The 19,913-nt window shown below is 35.9% G+C and carries 16 protein-coding genes and 2 tRNA genes; 14 read left to right on the top strand and 4 right to left on the bottom strand.

Annotated features, from left to right (window positions below; all coding sequences use genetic code 11):
• Nucleotides 1–77 precede the first annotated feature (77 nt).
• The 4 genes from HND50_19535 to HND50_19520 all read right to left on the bottom strand — a co-directional run bounded on the left by HND50_19535 (nucleotide 78) and on the right by HND50_19520 (nucleotide 4,795).
• Nucleotides 78–908 carry a DUF4835 family protein gene (locus HND50_19535; GenBank protein NOG47442.1) on the bottom strand — a complete coding sequence of 277 codons (831 nt, stop codon included), beginning with the start codon at nucleotides 906–908 and terminating at the stop codon, nucleotides 78–80.
• Nucleotides 909–925: 17 nt separating this feature from the next.
• Nucleotides 926–2,047, bottom strand: a complete 1,122-nt coding sequence (gene alr / locus HND50_19530; protein NOG47441.1) for an alanine racemase — start codon at nucleotides 2,045–2,047, stop codon at nucleotides 926–928.
• Between the two features lie 2 nt (nucleotides 2,048–2,049).
• On the bottom strand, nucleotides 2,050–3,321 hold the full coding sequence (lysA, locus tag HND50_19525; protein ID NOG47440.1) for a diaminopimelate decarboxylase: 1,272 nt from the start codon (nucleotides 3,319–3,321) through the stop codon (nucleotides 2,050–2,052).
• A gap of 127 nt (nucleotides 3,322–3,448) precedes the next feature.
• Nucleotides 3,449–4,795: a sigma-54-dependent Fis family transcriptional regulator gene (locus HND50_19520; protein NOG47439.1), complete on the bottom strand. Its 1,347-nt coding sequence runs from the start codon at nucleotides 4,793–4,795 to the stop codon at nucleotides 3,449–3,451.
• A 460-nt stretch (nucleotides 4,796–5,255) separates the two neighbouring features.
• Between HND50_19520 and HND50_19515 the strand changes: the two genes are divergently transcribed.
• The 14 genes from HND50_19515 to folP all read left to right on the top strand — a co-directional run bounded on the left by HND50_19515 (nucleotide 5,256) and on the right by folP (nucleotide 19,797).
• Nucleotides 5,256–7,388, top strand: coding sequence for a T9SS type A sorting domain-containing protein (locus HND50_19515; protein ID NOG47438.1), 2,133 nt, complete (start codon nucleotides 5,256–5,258; stop codon nucleotides 7,386–7,388).
• Nucleotides 7,389–7,521: 133 nt separating this feature from the next.
• Entirely contained in the window at nucleotides 7,522–8,166 is a 645-nt protein-coding gene (locus tag HND50_19510) for a ribonuclease HII (protein NOG47437.1), read from the top strand.
• Entirely contained in the window at nucleotides 8,166–8,714 is a 549-nt protein-coding gene (locus HND50_19505; protein NOG47436.1) for a shikimate kinase, read from the top strand. The genes HND50_19510 and HND50_19505 overlap by 1 nt, the downstream gene beginning before the upstream one ends.
• Before the next feature lie 75 nt (nucleotides 8,715–8,789).
• Nucleotides 8,790–9,869: a 3-dehydroquinate synthase gene (gene aroB, locus HND50_19500; GenBank protein NOG47435.1), complete on the top strand. Its 1,080-nt coding sequence runs from the start codon at nucleotides 8,790–8,792 to the stop codon at nucleotides 9,867–9,869.
• A 15-nt stretch (nucleotides 9,870–9,884) separates the two neighbouring features.
• Nucleotides 9,885–10,316: a type II 3-dehydroquinate dehydratase gene (aroQ, locus tag HND50_19495; protein ID NOG47434.1), complete on the top strand. Its 432-nt coding sequence runs from the start codon at nucleotides 9,885–9,887 to the stop codon at nucleotides 10,314–10,316.
• Between the two features lie 6 nt (nucleotides 10,317–10,322).
• Entirely contained in the window at nucleotides 10,323–11,783 is a 1,461-nt protein-coding gene (locus HND50_19490) for an oligosaccharide flippase family protein (protein ID NOG47433.1), read from the top strand.
• 9 nt (nucleotides 11,784–11,792) lie between these two features.
• The gene (gene lpxK / locus HND50_19485) at nucleotides 11,793–12,806 is read left to right on the top strand and encodes a tetraacyldisaccharide 4'-kinase (protein NOG47432.1); all 1,014 of its coding nucleotides are present in this window, start codon (nucleotides 11,793–11,795) and stop codon (nucleotides 12,804–12,806) included.
• Nucleotides 12,807–12,843: 37 nt separating this feature from the next.
• Nucleotides 12,844–12,917, top strand: a tRNA-Met gene (locus tag HND50_19480).
• A 47-nt stretch (nucleotides 12,918–12,964) separates the two neighbouring features.
• Nucleotides 12,965–13,038 (top strand) — tRNA-Met (locus tag HND50_19475).
• A 23-nt stretch (nucleotides 13,039–13,061) separates the two neighbouring features.
• Complete coding sequence (tilS, locus tag HND50_19470) at nucleotides 13,062–14,420, top strand: tRNA lysidine(34) synthetase TilS (protein NOG47431.1); 1,359 nt, start codon at nucleotides 13,062–13,064, stop codon at nucleotides 14,418–14,420.
• Nucleotides 14,417–14,965, top strand: a complete 549-nt coding sequence (gene hpt, locus HND50_19465) for a hypoxanthine phosphoribosyltransferase (GenBank protein NOG47430.1) — start codon at nucleotides 14,417–14,419, stop codon at nucleotides 14,963–14,965. The genes tilS and hpt overlap by 4 nt, the downstream gene beginning before the upstream one ends.
• A gap of 24 nt (nucleotides 14,966–14,989) precedes the next feature.
• Nucleotides 14,990–17,026 (top strand): ATP-dependent metallopeptidase FtsH/Yme1/Tma family protein, encoded by a 2,037-nt coding sequence (locus HND50_19460; protein NOG47429.1) that lies wholly within the window; start codon nucleotides 14,990–14,992, stop codon nucleotides 17,024–17,026.
• 48 nt (nucleotides 17,027–17,074) lie between these two features.
• Complete coding sequence (locus HND50_19455) at nucleotides 17,075–18,643, top strand: tetratricopeptide repeat protein (GenBank protein ID NOG47428.1); 1,569 nt, start codon at nucleotides 17,075–17,077, stop codon at nucleotides 18,641–18,643.
• 350 nt (nucleotides 18,644–18,993) lie between these two features.
• A complete protein-coding gene (gene folP / locus HND50_19450; protein NOG47427.1) occupies nucleotides 18,994–19,797 on the top strand; it encodes a dihydropteroate synthase in 804 nt (267 codons plus the stop codon).
• The last annotated feature ends 116 nt before the right edge of the window (nucleotides 19,798–19,913 follow it).

The raw sequence follows: 19,913 nt of genomic DNA, 5'->3' as shown, positions 1-19,913 counted from the left end.
AAAGACCTAAGTTTAATCTTAAAAATTGAACCCAGGTCTTTTTTTGTTTCTAAAATTTAGTAAAACTAAAAAAATAACTAGTTTTTAGGTAAATAACTTCTGTATGTCTCACGGTGTTTACTGTCATAATCTGCAAGCGCTTCAAGCTCCTCAAATTTTCCGGAAAAGAGCATAGCAAGCTGCTTATAATGTGCTTCAAAAAATATGCGCAGGTACCTGTTGTTTGGCTGTGTTGTGTATACCTTTTTGATTGCAGTAAATACATTCTGGGCATATTTATAAGCCTGATTGTATTTGCCTTCTTCGTACAGATAAAGGGCTTCAAAAAAATCAGGTTTGGCTTCTCGCAATGGTCTTGTCCTGATATGTGTAATCTTTTGCAATTCATCATTACGGTTGCTCCAGCCACGAGAGTAGTCGCTTAATACACCCTGACTGGCAATATCCAAAGCTTTATCGTAAAGTGGAGAGCCGAGCAGTAAACCATAAGTATCAAGTTCACCGGCAAGGATCATATAAGCATAAAAATCAAGGAAGTGTGTAACGGGGTCGAACAAACCTTTACTATGGCTAAATGGAAAACTGTCTTCGTAGGGGAATTCCCATATCTTATCATAAAAATTTTCACCTGATTCGCTCGAAATAAGAAATTGGGTTTTATAGATTTTTTCAAAAGTTTTCTTCTGAACCGTTTCTACCAAGACTTTTATGTTGCAGACAACATCAGTCTCATATTCATCGTCTACCCAATCATAGCTATTATAATATTGCTCTATTTTTTCAGCAAGGTTTGTAAGCATTTCCTGTTCATCGTCCGGAAGGTGATCGTACTCAACAGAAACTGTAACGCTTAGCACTTGAGAAAATAAATATCCTGAGCTAAGAAATATCATTAAAAGAGTTTTCATAAATTCTCCGTTTACTTTCATGGGTTTTTCATGTTTAAATGAATCCTTGCAACCCGGCTTGAAGGCCAGCAGGTTACCTCGTACGGTATTGTATTTAGTTGTTTAGAAATATCTGAAATTGAAATGTGATTGTTGCCCTGTTTTCCAAAAAGAACAGCTTCGTCACCAATCTTTACTTTTGATGCATGCCCTAAATGTACTAAAATTTGATCCATACAAACAGTACCAATTACAGGATACTTTTCTCCATTGATTATAACCTTGCCAATGTTGGTCAGTTTTCGGTTGTATCCATCAGCATAACCAACCGGTATAACCGCCACTTTTGTTTTTTCCGGTGTATAGAAACGCCGGTTATAACTTACAGGTTCATTTTTTTCAACATCTTTGATTAAAGCTACTTCTGAACGAAATCGCATCACTTCCTGTAAATCCCAATCTGTTTTAAAACCTGGGGATGGCGGATTGCCATAAAGCATTACTCCCGGGCGAACCATATCAAAATGTGCGCTGGGAAAATTCATAATAGCGGCAGAGTTTGCCAGGTGAAATAAAATCTTAGTTGAATATTTTTCCTGAATATAGTTTTTTATTTCAGTAAAACGGTCAATCTGCATTTCGGTGTATGCTGGATCGCTTTCGTCAGCGCTTGATAAATGTGAATACACACCAACAATGACAATCCACTTTGAGTTAGCAGCCTTTTCAAAAGCCTGTTTAAAACTATCAGGATAAAACCCGACGCGGTTCATACCTGTATCAATTTTTAAATGTATTTTTGCCTTTTTCTTTTTGGCCTGGCATATTTTTTCTAATGCTGATAACTGCTCAATCTGGGTAATGGTAAGATCAAGATTATAGTCCAAAAATTGATCAAAATATTTTATTAGCTGAGCCCCAAAAACCAAAATGGGAGTTTCAATTCCCGCCTGGCGCAGAGAAATCGCTTCTTCATGAAACGCGACGCCAAGGTAGTCCACATTATTTTGCACCAGTGTTTGGGATATTTCTATGTTGCCATGACCATAAGCATTGGCCTTTACTACAGCCATAACCATTGCCGGCTTAACAGCATCGCGGATTAAGCTATAATTATGCAGTAAGTGTGAGTGATTTATTTGAACAAATGTCGGGCCCATTTTTACCAGTTATAATTATTTGCAATATCATTTACAGTAGTGCCTTTAAATATACATTGCACTTTATCACCGTCAACCAGGTATTCCGGAATTGTAGGACGAAGGTTGTAATTAGATGAAAGTACCTGTCCGTAAGCCCCGGTACTAGCCACGGCAATCATTTCGCCGGATGGAATATCTTCAATATAAATTTCTTTGGCAAGAAAATCTCCACTTTCGCAAACCGGGCCAACAATATCAGCAACAATTGTTTCATAATTTTCTTTTTTTAACGGTGCGATCTGATGACTGGCTTCATACAAACTGGGCCGCATTAAGTTGTTCATGGCCGCATCCACAATAATAAAGTTCTTTAATGGGGTTTTTTTACGAATTAAAACTTTACTTACCAGGATTCCGGCACTGCCGATAATGGAACGCCCTAATTCTACAAACAGTTTTAATTTAAATCCTTTAAAGGCTGAAAGGTATTTTGGCAGGATTTCATTTATGTATGTTCGCGGTTCGCCGGGTTCACTCAATGTGTTTTCATAATTGATGCCAATTCCACCTCCAAGATCGATATATTTAATTGAAATGTTTTTAGAGGCTAATTTGCTTATAAAGGATTTTAGTTTTTCAGCAGTAGCTTTGTAGGGACCGTCTTTATCTATTTGGGAGCCGATATGAACATGAATACCTTCAGCATTCAGGCTTTTATATTTTTGGGCTTCCTGATACATAGAAAGGGCTTGTTCGGTAGAGACTCCAAATTTGTTTGTATGTAATCCAGTTGAAATATAAGCATGTGTTTTGGCATCAATGTCCGGGTTTATGCGGATGGCAATTCTCTGAATTTTTTTTTCTTCTGTGGCCAGCCTGGCAACCAGGTGTAATTCTTCTTCTGATTCAATATTTATTGAATGAACGTTTTTTTGTAATGCTTCACGTATTTCTGTTTCAGTTTTGCCAACTCCCGCAAAAACTGTTTTTTCGATGGGAAAACCAGCTTTTTGTGCAAAATAAAGTTCACCCCCGGAAACAATATCTGCTCCAAAACCATTGGCCTGAACCAGTTTTAATATTGCCGGATTATAGTTTGCTTTTAACGCATAACAGGGCAGCAGGTCAATTCCTTCAACAATATTTGCAGCATCCCAAACGGATTGGCAATTATATCCGATTTCACTTTTGCTGTAAAGATAAAAAGGTGTTGGCACAGTTTGAGCAAATGTTTCTATATCTAAATTTTCGCAAAACAGACGATTGGTTTTATAATAAAAAGGAGGTTTCATAGATAGTTTTTCATATTTATTAATTTGAGAATTTGAACAAATGGGTTTGTTATGTTTCCGAACGAATTTAAACAGGAAGGGGATTTATATCAATTGTTAGAAAGGTGAAATATTTGAGGTTGGGGACTTAAACCTCAATTTCATAAACGCGCATTTTTTCGCGTAAGGTGGTGCGGGATATATCCAAAATTTCCGCAGCTTTGGATTTGTTGCCATTTGTACGAACTAAAACGTGGTGGATATGGATTCGTTCTAATTCTTTTAATGAACAATTTCCTAAAAACTCACTGTTGTGGCGGTTGTTGGAATCATTTTGCAAGTTGGCAGGTAAATCCTCTGCAATAATCTGATTTGATGTGCTGATAATTACAGCCCGTTCAATAATATTTTTTACTTCTTTAATATTCCCCGGCCAGTTATACTCATTCATCATTTGCATGGCAACAGGAGAAATTTCACCAAGTTCTTTGGCCAGCTGATTATTATAATACTGCAGATAGTAGTTAGATAAATGCTCAATATCTTCACGGCGATCACGTAAAGGAGGTAAAAATATTTCAAAGGCTTTTAATCTGTAGAACAATCCGGAGTTAAAATTTTGATGACGAACAAACCATTCCAGATTGTGTTGAGTAGTACCAATAATCCGTACATTACTTTCAACAATTCGGGTTGCACCCAGTACATTAAAAACCCGCCCTTCAAGAAAAAGCAGCATTTTGTTTTGAACATCGATTGGCAGTTTTTCAATATTTTTTAGAACTACAGTTCCGTCCACATATTTTTCAAATAAGCCGATACGCTTTGGACCATAAATGTCCGTTTCACCTTCAACGCCAAATAAATCACCTAATAGCTCATTGGTGGTTGTTCCTTCACAATTTTTAATAATAAATTGCTTTAATGGCAGCTCGTTTTTTTGATGTATAAGCTGGGCACATAAACTTTTTCCTGTCCCCAGTTCACCACGGATAAGGCAGGATGCAGATTTAGTTTTGCTTACAATTTCTATAAACTTATTTATGCCTTTAATACTGCTGTGTGTCCCAACCAGGTTAGACAATCCGTTACTGGTTTGTTGTCCTTGCTTTAAATGTGTGAAGCGGTGGTTGGCGGAGTATACCTGAAATTCTTGAACAAGATCGGTAATATTTTCTTTTGCCGTGGCCCTGTCTATTACTTTAAAAACACGTACATTCAGCACATCATCCATTTCTTTGGAAAGAGGGCCATCGCTTATAAAAATAAACTGGAAAAAATAATGATGCTGAACCTGTTCAAAAACCCAGTGCGGGATAGCCAGCCAATCTTGCTTTAAATCAATAACAAATAAATCGTAATAGTTTTGAAAAACGTGCCGCCGGTTTGCTTCGGCATGACCCATCATATCAATATTATAACCGATTCCATCTGTCTTTAAAAATTTGCTGAACTCATTAAGATGATCAGAAATAAAAATTATTTTTGTTTGCATATATTTTGTAAGACGCTTGGCGTTTGGGAAAGGCCTGCGCTATTTTAATAAATCCTTCAACCTTTATTGTTGTTTTCGGCCTTGGTTAAAAAACATTAACCATTTGTGGCATGAATTTTAAATGCACTTGTCATATTTCGGCTTCATTAACAAGCACTCAAGTGTTGAATAGTCTTTTTTTCTATTCAGGATTTATTTTCAACAGCTGAAATTTTTATTTGATTAATTTGGTGGATCATTGTCATTTATGATTCTTTTTTCAACTCAATGGTACTTTATAGCATTTTTCTTCGTTAAAAACTAAAGTTTCAAAAATTTTACATACATAATTATCCCCATCAGTAAATTTTATAGCCATTTATTGCCATCTTGTTGGCCAGTTTTATTTTCTTTTAAATAAATATTTCATTTCGCTATTTCTCCTGTCCGATTTAAAAAATAAACCTACAGGAGGTCTAAAATGAGAAAACTGATACTTGTTTGTTCGCTTGTATTACTTGGTTCCACTTCAGTTTTGGCAACCACATATTTAAAGCTATGGGTAAATGGGAATGCTGCAGATTCATTGCAACAAGGTGATTTTTTTGCCTGGGAATATGACATTTCTCAACAAGGTGGTGAGTCCACTTTTCAGATATATCTGGATTTAAACTCAAACCAGGAGTTGGATGAGAGTGATGTTCTGGTTGAACAATTTACGCAACAGGATGGTGATGTGGGGTCAGAAGGGCCAGGCGATTCCAGTGCGGTTTTAGATGGATTAGTTTATACAGACTTAGGACCCTTTGGTTTGGCACCAGGAGATTATATTTTAAAGGTAATAGATATTGCTAATGAATCTGATGCTTATGCCGCAATGCATATCAGCGCAATGCTAAATCCTTCTGCAAAAATTACAGGCAACTTATTTATTGAAGGAATTACTGCACCTGATGAGAGATTAGCAGGAATTCAAATTGGCGCAGAGGCAATCCAAAGTTTTCAGGGTTTTTGGTCTGGAAGTACAGATCAAAATGGTTACTATGAAATTAATTTGCCTGATAGTGCTATTGGTTCCGAATGGGAAGTTTCTTTTTTCTTTGAGTTACAAACTTCAGCTTACATAGAATCTGAAGATATTTTTCTCGTGGTTGATGCAGGTATTAATCCGGATGTTGATTTTTATCTAAGTTTACCAACAGCTTTTGTTTATGGCTATGTTGTTGATGATTCGGGACAAGCATTGGATATTAATGGCTATGGTTCCCTGGTGCGTTTTAATGAATGGGACGGGAATGACTTTAATATAATTAATGGCCATTTTTCGGCTTCGGCATTTATACCACAAGAGATTGATGGAGATTGGTTTTATCTTGCAATAAGTGAAGAAGGTTTGAATCCTGATTATTTACGTCCTTCAAATGATAATGAAAACCCAGATACAGTTTATGTTGCCCATGGTGACAGCATAAAAAAAGATATAATGGTTTATAAGGCCGATAGTTCTATCGTTATTTTAATTACTAAAGAAAATAAATCACCCGGTGAAAGTTTCATGTTTCATGCTTATAGTGACTCATTTGGATCGAACCAGACAATGAGTGATACCTCCGGATTTGCAAAAATAAAAGTGAAATCCGGTGCAGGATACAGCATAGGTTTGCTTGATAATCCGGAATATGGAACACCTTTGCCCGATGGTTATATTATTGAAGATTCTCCATGGCAATGGGTGAATGCAGGGGATACAGCATATTTTAATTTAATACCTGCCGGAGCAGTTTTAGCCGGGAAATTAAGTTTTGATCCCGATGATCCATTAATGCCGTATAACAGTCATGATTTCCAAGTTGAAATTTATGATAGCAACTGGACCCAATTTTACCAGGCATCAGTTAATGAAGGTCTGGAGTATTGGCAGCCGGTAAAAGATGGGGTTTTTGAAGTTCGTTTTGATGATTGGTCAAATGACTTCTTAGCAAAACCGGCCTGGTATGCACATGTTTATGTTGATAGTGACACAACTGACACATTGGATTTTGAATTAAATTATCGAAATGCAGAAATATATGTCCGTTTAAAACATGCTCCGGACGAAGCTTTTTGGGAAGGGTTTTATATTCATACATTGGGCGAGTTCCCAAACGTGTATCAGGTGGAAGGCTGGCCAGAAGACGATTCTACCTTTGTATTTAATGTTTGTGATGGGGATTGGTACATAGAGGCTCCAAATTTTTCTAAAGATGAATTGGATACGGTTCTAACAGTTTCAAACTTGGACTCCACACATTTTATTGAATTTGACTATGATCCTGTTTTAGCTATTGAGGATGACAACGCAAAGATTCCGAAAGAATTTTTTGTAAAGCAGAATTATCCCAATCCATTTAATCCGCAAACAACCATAGAATTTGGGTTGCCTTTTAGAAATCACGTTAAAGTTGAAATTTTTGATATTACCGGTAAACTGGTAGAATCCCTGTTTAATGGAGAATTAAATGCCGGCGTTCATTATTATACCTGGAATGCAGAGAACTTTGCCTCCGGTTTATACTTTTACAGAATCAATACAGGCAAGCAAGAGATAATGAATAAACTTATTTTATTGAAATAATCCTCTTATTCCTTCCGGGTTATTTTTTACCCGGAAGGTTTATTCCAACCATTTTAAACTTAATTGAATATAAGCGAACTGCTTTTTAATTTGTCCCAATCTTTTTAAGTAAAACTAATTAATTCAAGATTCCATGACCAGCAGCTATGATAATCAACTTTGGACCGATGGGGTGCAATATTTAACCGGAATAGATGAAGTTGGACGTGGACCTTTAGCAGGGCCTGTGGTTGCCGCCGCTGTTATTTTGGATCCCCAAAAAAAAATATATAAAATCGATGACTCGAAGAAATTAACTGAAAAGAAGCGTTTATTACTTGAACCCAGAATAAAAGAAAAAGCCCTGGCCTGGGCAGTTGCTGAAGCATCTGTTGAGGAAATTAATTCCCTGAATATTATAAATGCCACTTTTTTGGCAATGAAGCGCGCGATAGATCTTTTGGAAATAAAACCACAATTTGTACTTGTGGATGGCAGAGATTTCCCAACCTTTTTATACAGGGAGCAGGGAACAATTTTGCAGGGAAGACCGCTTGTAAAAGGGGATAGTATTTCTGTTTCAGTCGCAAGTGCTTCAATCCTGGCTAAAGTATACCGCGATAATTTGATGATTGAAATGTCTGAAAAATACCCGGCATACGGTTTTGAAAAACACAAAGGGTACGCAGCAAAAGAACATATGGACGCAATTAGAAAATCCGGTCCATGCGAACTGCACCGCAAAAAATTTATCCGCAATATAATGCACCAAAAATCAGAACAACTGAGTTTAGTTTAATGAATAAAAATCTCGTTTTTTTAAATGGCTTTATGGGAGCCGGTAAAAGTAAAATAGGTCCAATTGTCGCGGATAAATTAAACTGTCCTTTTTTTGATTCGGACAAAATAATTGAGGAAGCAACCGGAAAAACAATTAGCGACATTTTTACCGATCAGGGTGAAGAAACTTTTAGAAAAATGGAACAAGCTATTCTTTTCCAGCTTATAGGAAACAATAATAAAGCGGTTATTGCCCTTGGTGGCGGTGCTTTAATGAACCCTGATAACAAAAAAATGGCCGATAAAAAAGGAACGGTTGTTTATATAAAAAGTAGTCCAGAGGAAATTTTTAAACGGGTTAAGAAAACATCTAAAAGACCGCTTTTAAATATACCCCGTGATGAAAATTTTGAAACAAACCTTCTTATAAGAATTGAAGAGCTATTAAAAGATCGTAAAGATGTTTATGAGTCTGCCGCGGTAATAATCGAGCGTGATGGTTTTGATCCGCCACAAGTGGCAGAGATGATTTTGACGGAGTTGGAACAGTTTGGAAAGAAAACGTAATACTTAACATGTTCATGATTCCAAAAGAAGTGTTTTATTAATGATTAAGAATTTGACTAGTTTGATATGAGTGATATGAAGAAAATAAATGTAAATATAACGGATAACAGTTATCCAATTTATGTAGGGCAAAATATTCTGGATGACTTCGCAGAAGTTTTTAACGGACATATAAAGTCCAAACAAATTGCAATTATCTCCAGTGCAAATATTTTTGCCTTGTACGGAAAAGAGTTAAAACAAAGATTACCGTCGCAGTGTCAGATTATTGAACATATTGTACCGGACGGGGAACAGACAAAATCAATTCAGTTTTTGCAAGAGTTATGGACCGCACTCCTTGAAAATCATTTTGAGCGCAGCGGTACAATTATTGCTCTGGGTGGCGGAGTTATTGGAGATTTGGCCGGTTTTGTTGCAGCAACTTATTTACGTGGAATAAATTTTGTACAGGTTCCGACAACGCTATTAGCACAGGTAGATAGCAGCATTGGTGGAAAAACAGGCATAAACCATCCTTTAGGAAAAAACCTGATTGGCGCTTTTAAACAACCTGTATTCGTTTTTTCTGATGTGGCTTTTTTAAGAAGTTTGCCGGAAGAAGAAATTCGTTGCGGTATGGGCGAGGTAATTAAGTACGCTTTTTTTGGCGACAAGGATTTGTTTTCATATTTGGAAAACAATATTGAGAAAGCATTATCTGGCGATATTGACGTTTTATTGCACCTTGTAGATGTTTCTGCAAGACAAAAAGCAGATGTTGTGGCACAGGATGAAAAAGAGGCTGGTTTGCGAATGATCCTAAATTTTGGCCATACATTTGGCCACGCCCTGGAAGCTGAATTTGGCTATAGCAATTTAAAACATGGCGAAGCAGTAATCCTCGGAATGAAGTGTGCGTTGGAATATTCGAAAAACACCGGGCTAATGGATATTGAAGAGTATACCCGTGGAATAAATTTGTTGGAACGGGTTCCAGTAAAATATGATAAAAATAACATCAAAATTGATGCCCTTGTTGAACGAATGTTTTTAGACAAAAAAGTAGTCGATAAAAATATCCGTTTAATTTTGGTTGATCAGATAGGTTCATATGTAATTAAAGATGAATCTGAATTAAACCAAATAAGAACGGCGTTTGAGGTATTAATCTAAAAGGACAGGTATAAAATGAAAATACTTATTATAAACGGACCAAATTTAAATCTGCTTGGAAAACGGAACCCAACTGTTTATGGCCAGAATTCATTAAACGAAGTAAATGATTTTGTCAAAGGTTATTTCAAAAAAGTTGAGATTGATTTTTATCAAAGTAATCATGAAGGTGAGATTATCGACAAAATTCAAAAAGCCGATGGGCATTATGCAGGTGTTGTCTTAAATGCCGGAGCATTTACACATTATTCCTACGCTATCCGCGATGCGATTGAGTCAGTTTCTGTCCCGGTTGTGGAAGTACATATCAGCAATATTGCCGGACGTGAAGAGTTCCGCCATAAATCCGTTATCTCCGATGTTGTTAGCGGATCTATTGTCGGTCTTGGAATCTATGGTTATGTCCTGGGCGTTCAGGCACTTGCACACCAACACAAAAGAAAATAGGTTTTTGTGTCAATCAAATCGCATTTAAAAAATCTTACACGTCATTCATTAGTTTATACAATCAGCACCTTTATCCAACGAACATTGGGTTTAGTGATGATGCCAATCTATACAAGTGAAAAGTTTTTGGCATCTAAAGCTGACTATGGCGATTTATCTCTATTTTATGCATTTACTGCTTTTATGGTTGTTCTGTACCTGTATGGAATGGATAGTGCATTTATGCGCTATTACTTTTTGGGCAAACATAAACGACATGATATTTATAAAACAGCTTTTCTTGGTGTAAGTGCCAATGCATTGGTTCTATCTGCGATTATCTTTTTTTCTGCACCTTATTTTGCAGAAATTATCTTTAGTTCGGCCGATTATAGCTTCCCGATTCAAATATCTGCAGCTATTTTGTTTTTGGATACTTTTAGTAACCTGCCATATTTAATTCTTCGTGTCGAAGAAAAATCAACTCATTTTTCAGTTATAAAGATTGTCCGTTTTTTAATTGAACTTGGTTTAAATATTCTCTTTGTGGTTTATTACAAAATGGGCTTTATTGGAGTTTTGTATGCAAATATTATAGCAGCATTTATTAATGTGATTATTTTACTGCCATACCAGGTTTCATATCTAAAAGGCAGTTGGAACAGTGGCGCATTTAAACAGCTTGCTTATTTTGGCATTCCATTAATCCCCAATGGCATTGCTTACTTAATTGTTGAAGTAAGTGATAAGCTGCTTATGAACCATCTTCTGGGAAAAGAATTGCTTGGGCTTTATTCTGCAAATTATAAGTTCGGGACAATACTTGTTATGTTGGTTATGGCTTTTAGGACAGCCTGGCAGCCATTCTTTTTAAAGATTGCAGAGAAGAAAGAAGCCAAAGAAGTTTATTCCAGAGTACTGACTTATTTCACACTGGTTGGTGTCATTATTGTAATTCTTGTTTCATATCTAATTGAATACCTGGTGCAAATTCCCTTACCGGGCGGGATAACGCTTTTAGGCAAAGAATATTGGCCGGGCACATCTATTATTCCAATAATTCTTACATCATACTTGTTTTACGGGCTTTATGTAAATTTTACGGTGGGTATTTATATCAAGAAAAAATCTCATTTAATGATTATTTTTACCGGGTTGGCAGCACTGGTTAATGTTGGCAGCAATTTATATCTTATGCCCGCGTATGGAATTATGGGTGCAGCTTTTGCAACATTTTTAAGTTATTTTGTAATGGCCGTAACAATTTTTATCGCCAATAACAAAATCTATCCCATAAAATATGACTATTCCCGTATTCTATTTCTTTTGGGCTTTCTGGCAGTAATGTTGGTGATCTTCTATTATTTTCAGCCTCAAATCTGGAGCCGGATTATTTTACTTGGTTCAACTCCTATTATATTTTGGGCAACAGGGTTTTTCAAGCGCTCTGAAATTGATACAGTTAAATCACTAATAAAAATGCGATGACAATTTAGCATGATAGTTCTGAGATTAATTCTATTTCCAATTTCCCTTATTTATGGTTTGATTATCCAGATAAGAAACCTGCTTTACGATATAGGTATATTTAAAACACACCATTTTGACAAACCCATAATTTCAATCGGCAATATTACAGCGGGTGGAACGGGCAAGACCCCATTTACAATTTATCTTGCTGAAAAGTTTGTTGATAAAAATAAGAAGGTTGCAATTGTTAGTCGGGGTTATGGGCGCAAATCAAAAGGATTTCATTTTATTAGCAATGGCAAAACACGGTTTGCAAAAGTAATTATCCATGGTGATGAACCGGTGCTTATATCAAAAAAACTTCCAGGGCAAATAATTGCTGTTTGTGAAAAAAGAAAAATTGCCATCGATTATATATTAAAAAACTATGATGTTGATGTAATATTGTTAGATGATGGTTTTCAGCATCGTTCTGTTGCAAGGGATTTGGATATTGTCCTGGTTAAGGATGAAAAAAGAATTAAAAACAAATTGGTTTTGCCAGGTGGCCTACTCCGGGAATTTAAATTCAATTTAAAACGTGCTAATATGATTGTCTCTGCTGATGATCCTGCTGCCATAGATGATAAAAACAGATATTTCAGCATTTCACAAATAGATGATGTCCTGGATATTGACTTTAAAACCAAAGGCTCAATAAAAGAATTGGCAGGAAACACGTGTGTGGCTTTTGCAGGAATTGCTCATCCTGAAAATTTTCATAATAGCTTGAAAGAAGAAAGCATCGTTGTTTCTCAATTTATGCCTTTTAAGGATCATCATTCTTTTACTGAAAGTGATTTGGAATTTTTAGCAGGACTTTGTAATAAAAATAAATGCAATTTATTGCTTTGCACAGAAAAAGACATGGTCAAAATTTCTGACCTTTCCACCGCAAAAAAAATACTCAATGATGCAGATATTTCTTTATTAACACCTCGTCTTAATGTCAAAGTAAAAAATGAAAAAGATTTTCTTAATAATATTAAATACTTAGCTTGACAGCTTTGTAAAAAGGTGGTATATTAAAAACTCTGATCGCGGGGTGGAGCAGTTTGGTAGCTCGTTGGGCTCATAACCCAAAGGTCGCAGGTTCAAATCCTGCCCCCGCTACAAATAGGTAGTCAATTTTGGCTGCCTTGTTTTTTATTAAAGCTTTTGGCGGCGTAGCTCAGCTGGTTAGAGCATCGGAATCATAATCCGAGTGTCCGGGGTTCGAATCCCTGCGCCGCTACACTTTTCATACTGCGTTCGTTTATGGTGCTTACAAAAAAAGTAACCGCATTTATTCAGTCAAATCATTTAATTTCTCCCAAAAATCATATTATTATTGCCCTTTCCGGTGGCCGTGATTCAGTCAGTTTGCTTTACTTGTTAAATTCTTTAAAAACGGAATTGAATATTAGTATAAGTGCTGTTCATATTAATCACGGAATTAGAGGGAGTGAATCGGATGATGATGAAGCATTTGTTAAAAAAATATGCAGCGATTTAGGCGTTAAATGTTCTGTTTATAAACTATCCGGGTTTGGAAAAAACGCAGGAGAAAATGCTTTACGAAAAGCACGATATAAAAAATATGAACAGGAAATAAGAAAGTTTGATAATTGCAAGTTGGCAACAGCGCATCATTTGGATGATCAGCTGGAAACATACTTTATGCGTGTGTTTAAAGGAAGCGGTCCTAAAGGGCTGTTAGGTATTCCAGCAGTTCGGGAAAAATATATTCGCCCGTTTTTAAGTTGCTCCAGATATGAGATTGACAATTATTGTACAGAAAATAAAATACCATTTCGGGATGACTCAAGTAATTTTGAACAGGATAAGCTTCGTAACAAAATGAGGCAACGATTTACACCGGCTTTGAAGGAAGTTTTTGGAAATGATTATCTCGGGGAATTTTTTAAAACTCATCAAAAGTATGAACAATTTTATAGAGAAAGTTTTGATTTAAATTGTGTTCATTTTGAAAACAAAATTGTAAAGAAAAAAAATCAGATAATAATTAATAAAGATGATTATTTGTTATTTGAAAAAAATCAAAAATCTCAATTTCTTGAGTATTGTTTTTCTTACATTTATGGGTTAAGTTTCACGCTTGCATCTGATCAAATCAATGAGTTTGAAAAGTTTGTAAAATCTGCAAACACAGGCTCATGTTTTGAGTTTTCAGAAAATCAAAAAATATTGATAGATCGCTCTCAGTTAGTCTTTTTTGTGCCGCAGGAAAATCAAACAAAGTTTTGGGAACTTTATGAAAGTCAAAACGTCAATTGTGATCTTTATAAGTTTTCAATTAGCAGAATTGATGTTGATAAGGTAAAAATAAATAAAAATCCAAAAGTGGAGTATATCTGCGGAGATAATCTTGAATTCCCATTGAAAATTAGATATTGGCAGGAAGGTGACTTTTTTTATCCATTGGGAAGCAAAGGTAAACAGAAACTGAGTGACTTTTTTGTAAACCAGAAAACAAACATTTTGGAAAAGAGAAATATACCTCTACTCTTGTTAAAGGATAAAATTATCTGGGTAGCCGGCTATCGAATTAGTAACTTATTTAAGGTAACCGAGGAATCGAAAAGAGTATACAAAATTGAAATTGAAACGTTATGAATAATCATAGTCAAAAAAGTATTATCCCTGATAATTATTCTGTTTTAATCAGCGAGGCAGAAATAGAACAACGGTTGGAAACGTTGGGGAAAGAGATAGCGCAAGATTTTAAAGGGACAACCCCAATCCTGATTGGCGTTCTTAATGGAGGTTTCATTTTCCTGGCCGATTTAATCCGCCATATAAATATTGATTTAGAAATTGATTTTATCAGGATTTCAAGTTATGGCAATCAGCGTGAATCGACAGGACACGTTAAAGTACTAAAGCCATTGAGTGCAGATATTGCCGGAAGACACGTTATTGTAGTTGAAGATATTGTTGATTCGGGACTGTCGGTTAAATTTTTAAATAATATGATGTCAGCATTTAATCCGGCGCGGTTAAAGTTTGCCTCGCTTTTGCATAAGCCTTCAAAAACGGTTGCTGATATAAAACTGGACTATGTAGGTTTTGAGATTGAAGATAAGTATGTAGTTGGCTACGGGTTGGATGACCAGCAAATAAAACGTAACCTGCGCGATATATTTGTCATCCAAGTTTAATTAAGCCATTAAAAAGGAATATTAATGAGTGACGATTTTAAAAAAGATAACGATTCTGATAATAAAAATAAAAAAGATGATGAATTCCAGTGGAAAAAATTATCTAAGAACGGGCTTGTTTGGGTAGCTGTTCTATTCTTCGCTTTATTTTTTACCCGGTTGTGGCCGGATAACAGTGCCATGGAATATGAAGTTTCATATTCAAAGTACATGGAGTTTCTAAATGCGGACAAAATTGCAAGTGGAGAAATATCCTTAAAAGAGGGTGAAAAAATATTCTCTGGTGTTTTAAAACGAAAAGAATTTTTTGGAACCGACCCTGCCAACGGAATTGAAACTGAGTTTTTTAAGACAATCCTTCCTTATGTTGACGAATCTGTAATTAAAACATGGGAAGAAAAAAATATCCAGTTTAAATTTGTTGAGCCTGAAAAAGAATGGGGTATTTTATTCTATAATGTAGTTTTCCCATTGTTGTTTATTGCAATTTTATGGGTTTTTATTGCCCGGCGTATGCAAGGTGGCGGTACAGGCGGCGGCCGTGGTTTGTTTAGTTTTGGTAAAAGCAAAGCACGTATGTTAACCCCTGATAAAGCGAAAATAACTTTTAGTGATGTTGCCGGAGCCGATGAAGCAAAAATGGAACTCCAGGAAATAATTGAGTTCCTTAAATTCCCACAAAAATTTCAAAAACTTGGCGGTAAAATCCCTAAAGGGGCATTGCTGTTAGGCCCTCCGGGAACAGGAAAAACATTGCTTGCAAAAGCAGTTGCCGGTGAAGCAGGCGTTCCTTTTTTTAGTATGAGTGGTGCAGATTTTGTTGAAATGTTTGTTGGTGTCGGTGCCAGCCGTGTTCGTGATCTTTTTGAGATGGGTAGGAAGAATGCACCTTGTATAATTTTTATTGATGAAATGGATGCTGTAGGACGGCATCGTGGCGCAGGCCTTGGTGGCGGGCATGATGAACGCGAACAAACCTTGAACCAGCTTCTGGTTGAGATGGATGGGTTTGACACAAAAGAAGGCGTAATTCTTATAGCAGCAACTAATCGCCCGGATGTTTTAGATGCCGCATTGTTAAGGCCGGGAAGATTTGACAGACAGATTGTGGTGGATCGGCCAGATGTCCGCGGAAGAAGCGGGATCTTAAAGGTGCATACAAAAGAAGTACCATTAGATGATTCAGTAAATATTGAAACTCTTGCAAAAGGAACACCTGGTTTATCCGGAGCTGATATCGCGAATCTTGTTAATGAAGCAGCTTTATTGGCAGCCCGCAGGGATAAAGAAACTGTTGGCATGGATGATTTTGAAGAAGCTAAAGATAAAATCATGATGGGTATGGAACGTAAATCTATGATTTTGTCGGATGAAGAAAAGAAAACCACGGCATACCATGAAGCAGGCCATGCATTAGTCGGAAAGTTAGTACCAGAATCAGATCCGGTTCACAAAGTTACTATCATTCCACGTGGTCGGGCGTTGGGTCTTACCTGGCATTTACCGGATGATGATAAGCATACGCATTCAAAAACATATTGTGAGAGTAGACTTGCCGTTTTGTTTGGCGGACGTGTTGCTGAAAAACTTATTTTTAATGAATTTACAACAGGTGCTTCAAATGATTTGGAGAGAGCAACTTCCCTGGCGCGTAAAATGGTATGTGAATGGGGAATGAGTGAAAAGTTGGGTGCTGTTACTTACGGGCAAAAAGAACAGGAAATTTTTCTTGGCCGGGAGATATCTCAGCATCGTGATTTTAGCGACAAAATTGCTTATGAAATTGATGTTGAAGTAAATAGAATTATTTCTGAAACGGAAGAAAAAACAGAAAAACTACTAAAAGACAATTTAGACAAACTTCATGATTTGACTAATGCGCTTTTAGAACACGAGTTGTTAGATGGGGAACAGATCGATATGATTCTGAGGGGCGAGAAAATTGATGCAGCAGCTTTTACTTCCCCCGCCAATGGAAATAAAGAAAATGGTAAGGACGCCACAAAATCTGACGGGACAGAAGAGGAAAAGGGAGAGTCAGAAAACCCTGAAACAAAATAGGTCCGGTAATTCTTCTTCATAGTCCAAATTATTTAGGTATTAAATAGAGTGGCTGAATTCGTTAAGTTTCTTTCAGGTGGGATAGCTGGCGGAACTGTTCTTTTATTAGCAGCATTGATTTTCGCTAACCTGACATTTTCATTTTTACGAAAATCGAAACTGATTTCCCGGGAAAAAGTTTTTTCGAAAACAGTTACGATAAATCTAATTGTAATCGTATCATATAGCTTGCTTTGGGCAGCAAAAAAACCTCCTCAGCCCGCAGACCGACTTGTAATCTTACCGACATTATCTGCAAATAATACTTTTGAATTAAACGGGAATTCTCTACTTCTTGCTGACTTGCTGAAAAGAAATACGTATAAATTAAAAGGACGTTATCTCGTTCATAAATGGGAATGGTTTTACAAAACCCTTGGTGAAGAAAAGGTAGCTGAATACCAAAACTGGAAAGAGCTCGCAATTAATTTGAATCCCCATGTATTGATCGAAAGTTCATTTAATAAGGATGGCGATTATTGGCTGAATGCATATTTTGATGGTGACACCCTGGAAACTGTAATAAAAATGGATTCCATCGAAAAAGAATTTAAAAAGTTTTTGGCAGATCTGAATCTATATTTTAAGACAGATATAAAACTTCTGCTCAGCAAAAAAGAACATTTATTGGCAGAGGTTTCTGTATTGAAGAACGATTTTGAATCTACTGAGACAATTCTTAATGCTGATAGCTCTAATGCGGCTCAACTTGTTTTGGCCAAGTTATTTGTAAAAAGAGGATTACAATTTCAATATGATTTTAACAAATTAAAATATGTCGATATAGTCAACCCGGATTTTGAAAAAGCAAAGAAGATTCTTTACACATTAAAAAACCAAAAAGAAGATTTACCCGAAGTAGCATTTCTATTAGGAAGAATGGCAATTCGTGAAAGAGAATATGAGAAGGCAGAGCTGTTTTTGAAAAAAGCATTCATTGATGAGCCAAGGGATGCAAGGGTTTACTATTTGTTAAGTCATCTTTTACCATCGCGATTAGAAGAGTTGGAGTTTAAGAATAGAAAATCGGTTTTATTAAAAACCATTGAATTGGATCCTGGTTTTGCAGATGCTGTTTTTGACTTGGCAAATTTGTTTTATTTGAGTGGCAATGGTTATGAAAAAGGAATGGGAACGACAGGTGCACTAAAAACTCTGGAAAACTATCTGTCTTTAAATAATCAGGATTCTAAAATATTAGGTTTGTTAGCAACATTATATATAAAGACTTCCAAATTTGAAAAGGCAAAAGACATATATCAAAATTTAGCTGCTCGTTTTCCGAAGGATTCTAACGTTATTTACAATCTTGGAATCGTTTCTTATTCTCAGGCAGATTATGAAGGCGCTTTGGATTTGTTTAAAGAAGCAATTGAATTAGATAATAATCTTGATGCCTATCTTTATGCGGGTATTGCTTCTGAAATGCTTGGCAGCAAAGAACAGGCGCTAAAATATTATCAAGATCGTGTAAGATTAAAAACATCCGATGACGATCAGTTTGCAAAAGAAGCTATGTTGGGAATAAGAAAGCTACGAGAAGAAATGGATCGAAACGAGCCGAGTATTCAGAATTGATGGATTCGCGTTTACTATTTGTGTCTACAAGGCAAAGAGCAAGTTCAATAAAACAAGCTTATCATATCGAAGATAATCTTATCAAAGAAGGGAACTATCTTTTTTTATTAAGCAAACTCACTGTACAGCAAATTGATGATCTTAATAAGGCTGTTAATTTATTTGAACCTTTTCTTCAATCTGTATACCAGAATAAAGAAAAAGTTATTTTAAAAGTTTTACCTGAGCAAAATTTACTTAATACTGTGCAAAAAACAGTTTTCAATGATGATCAGGTAAATAATTTTTTTCAAAAATTGGTCAATTATTACACATCTGTAAAAAAGAAGTGTTGGAAAATTGGTCAGTTCATGCTGGATTTTAATCAATCTCCTATAATAATGGGCATATTAAATGTTACTCCGGATTCATTTTCAGATGGTGGAAAATTTTTTGATAAACAAAGGGCAATCGACCATGCACTACAAATGGTTGAAGCGGGTGCAGATATAATTGATATCGGAGGAGAGTCAACCAGGCCGGGCGCTGAGGAAGTTTGTTTGTCTGAAGAATTAGGTCGTGTGCTCCCTGTAATTGAGGGGATTAGGGCAGATTCAAATGCCCTTATTTCAATTGATACATATAAAAGTAGAGTAGCAAAAGAGTCAATTGAAGCGGGAGCCAATATCATTAATGATATAAGTGGTACAGTTTTTGATCAGAAAATGAAAGAAGTTATTGAGGAAAAAAAATGCCCTGTTATTTTAATGCATATAAAAGGAACACCGAAGAATATGCAAGAGAATCCTCAATATGATGATTTACATGAAACTGTTTACCGGTTTTTAGAAGAAAGAAGTGTGGAGTTAGAATCTCTAAATGGAGGAAAAACTATTATTGATCCTGGGATTGGTTTTGGAAAGTCTGTTTCTGACAATTTAAAGTTGTTAAGAGACGTAAAAGATTTTACATTCCTCGATAAACCCATATTAATAGGTACATCGAGAAAATCTTTTATTGGAAAAATAATAGAAAGAGATGTAGAAGAACGAATTTTTGGAAGCCTTACAACTGAAATTTATTCATTGTTAAACGGCGCTGATATACTACGTGTACATGATATTGAAAAAACACTTCAGGTGAAAAAAATCATCGGCAAAATTTTAGCAGCGTAACTTTTTGAAAAAGTAGGGTTTTACAGTAAAAAATTGTGGCGAAGTATTTCTTATGTTTATAATAATGTCAATTATGTAAATCAAAAAGAGATTTTATTTAAAGAAATATAAATTTA

It is taken from the genome of Calditrichota bacterium (assembly GCA_013112635.1).
Taxonomy (GTDB): Bacteria; Calditrichota; Calditrichia; order Calditrichales; family J004; genus JABFGF01.
The sequence above is the reverse complement of the archived record's forward strand: the minus strand, read 5'-3'. Positions and strand labels throughout refer to the sequence as shown.

Excerpts from the sequence above, each read along its gene's own strand:
- HND50_19520 (NOG47439.1), bottom strand. The coding sequence starts at position 4,795 with ATGCAAACAAAAATAATTTTTATTTCTGATCATCTTAATGAGTTCAGC.
- HND50_19515 (NOG47438.1), top strand. The coding sequence starts at position 5,256 with ATGAGAAAACTGATACTTGTTTGTTCGCTTGTATTACTTGGTTCCACT.
- alr (NOG47441.1), bottom strand. The coding sequence starts at position 2,047 with ATGGGCCCGACATTTGTTCAAATAAATCACTCACACTTACTGCATAAT.
- folP (NOG47427.1), top strand. The coding sequence starts at position 18,994 with ATGCTGGATTTTAATCAATCTCCTATAATAATGGGCATATTAAATGTT.
- HND50_19505 (NOG47436.1), top strand. The coding sequence starts at position 8,166 with ATGAATAAAAATCTCGTTTTTTTAAATGGCTTTATGGGAGCCGGTAAA.
- HND50_19535 (NOG47442.1), bottom strand. The coding sequence starts at position 908 with ATGAAAACTCTTTTAATGATATTTCTTAGCTCAGGATATTTATTTTCT.
- HND50_19510 (NOG47437.1), top strand. The coding sequence starts at position 7,522 with ATGACCAGCAGCTATGATAATCAACTTTGGACCGATGGGGTGCAATAT.
- aroB (NOG47435.1), top strand. The coding sequence starts at position 8,790 with ATGAAGAAAATAAATGTAAATATAACGGATAACAGTTATCCAATTTAT.
- lpxK (NOG47432.1), top strand. The coding sequence starts at position 11,793 with ATGATAGTTCTGAGATTAATTCTATTTCCAATTTCCCTTATTTATGGT.
- HND50_19460 (NOG47429.1), top strand. The coding sequence starts at position 14,990 with ATGAGTGACGATTTTAAAAAAGATAACGATTCTGATAATAAAAATAAA.
- tilS (NOG47431.1), top strand. The coding sequence starts at position 13,062 with ATGGTGCTTACAAAAAAAGTAACCGCATTTATTCAGTCAAATCATTTA.
- lysA (NOG47440.1), bottom strand. The coding sequence starts at position 3,321 with ATGAAACCTCCTTTTTATTATAAAACCAATCGTCTGTTTTGCGAAAAT.
- hpt (NOG47430.1), top strand. The coding sequence starts at position 14,417 with ATGAATAATCATAGTCAAAAAAGTATTATCCCTGATAATTATTCTGTT.
- aroQ (NOG47434.1), top strand. The coding sequence starts at position 9,885 with ATGAAAATACTTATTATAAACGGACCAAATTTAAATCTGCTTGGAAAA.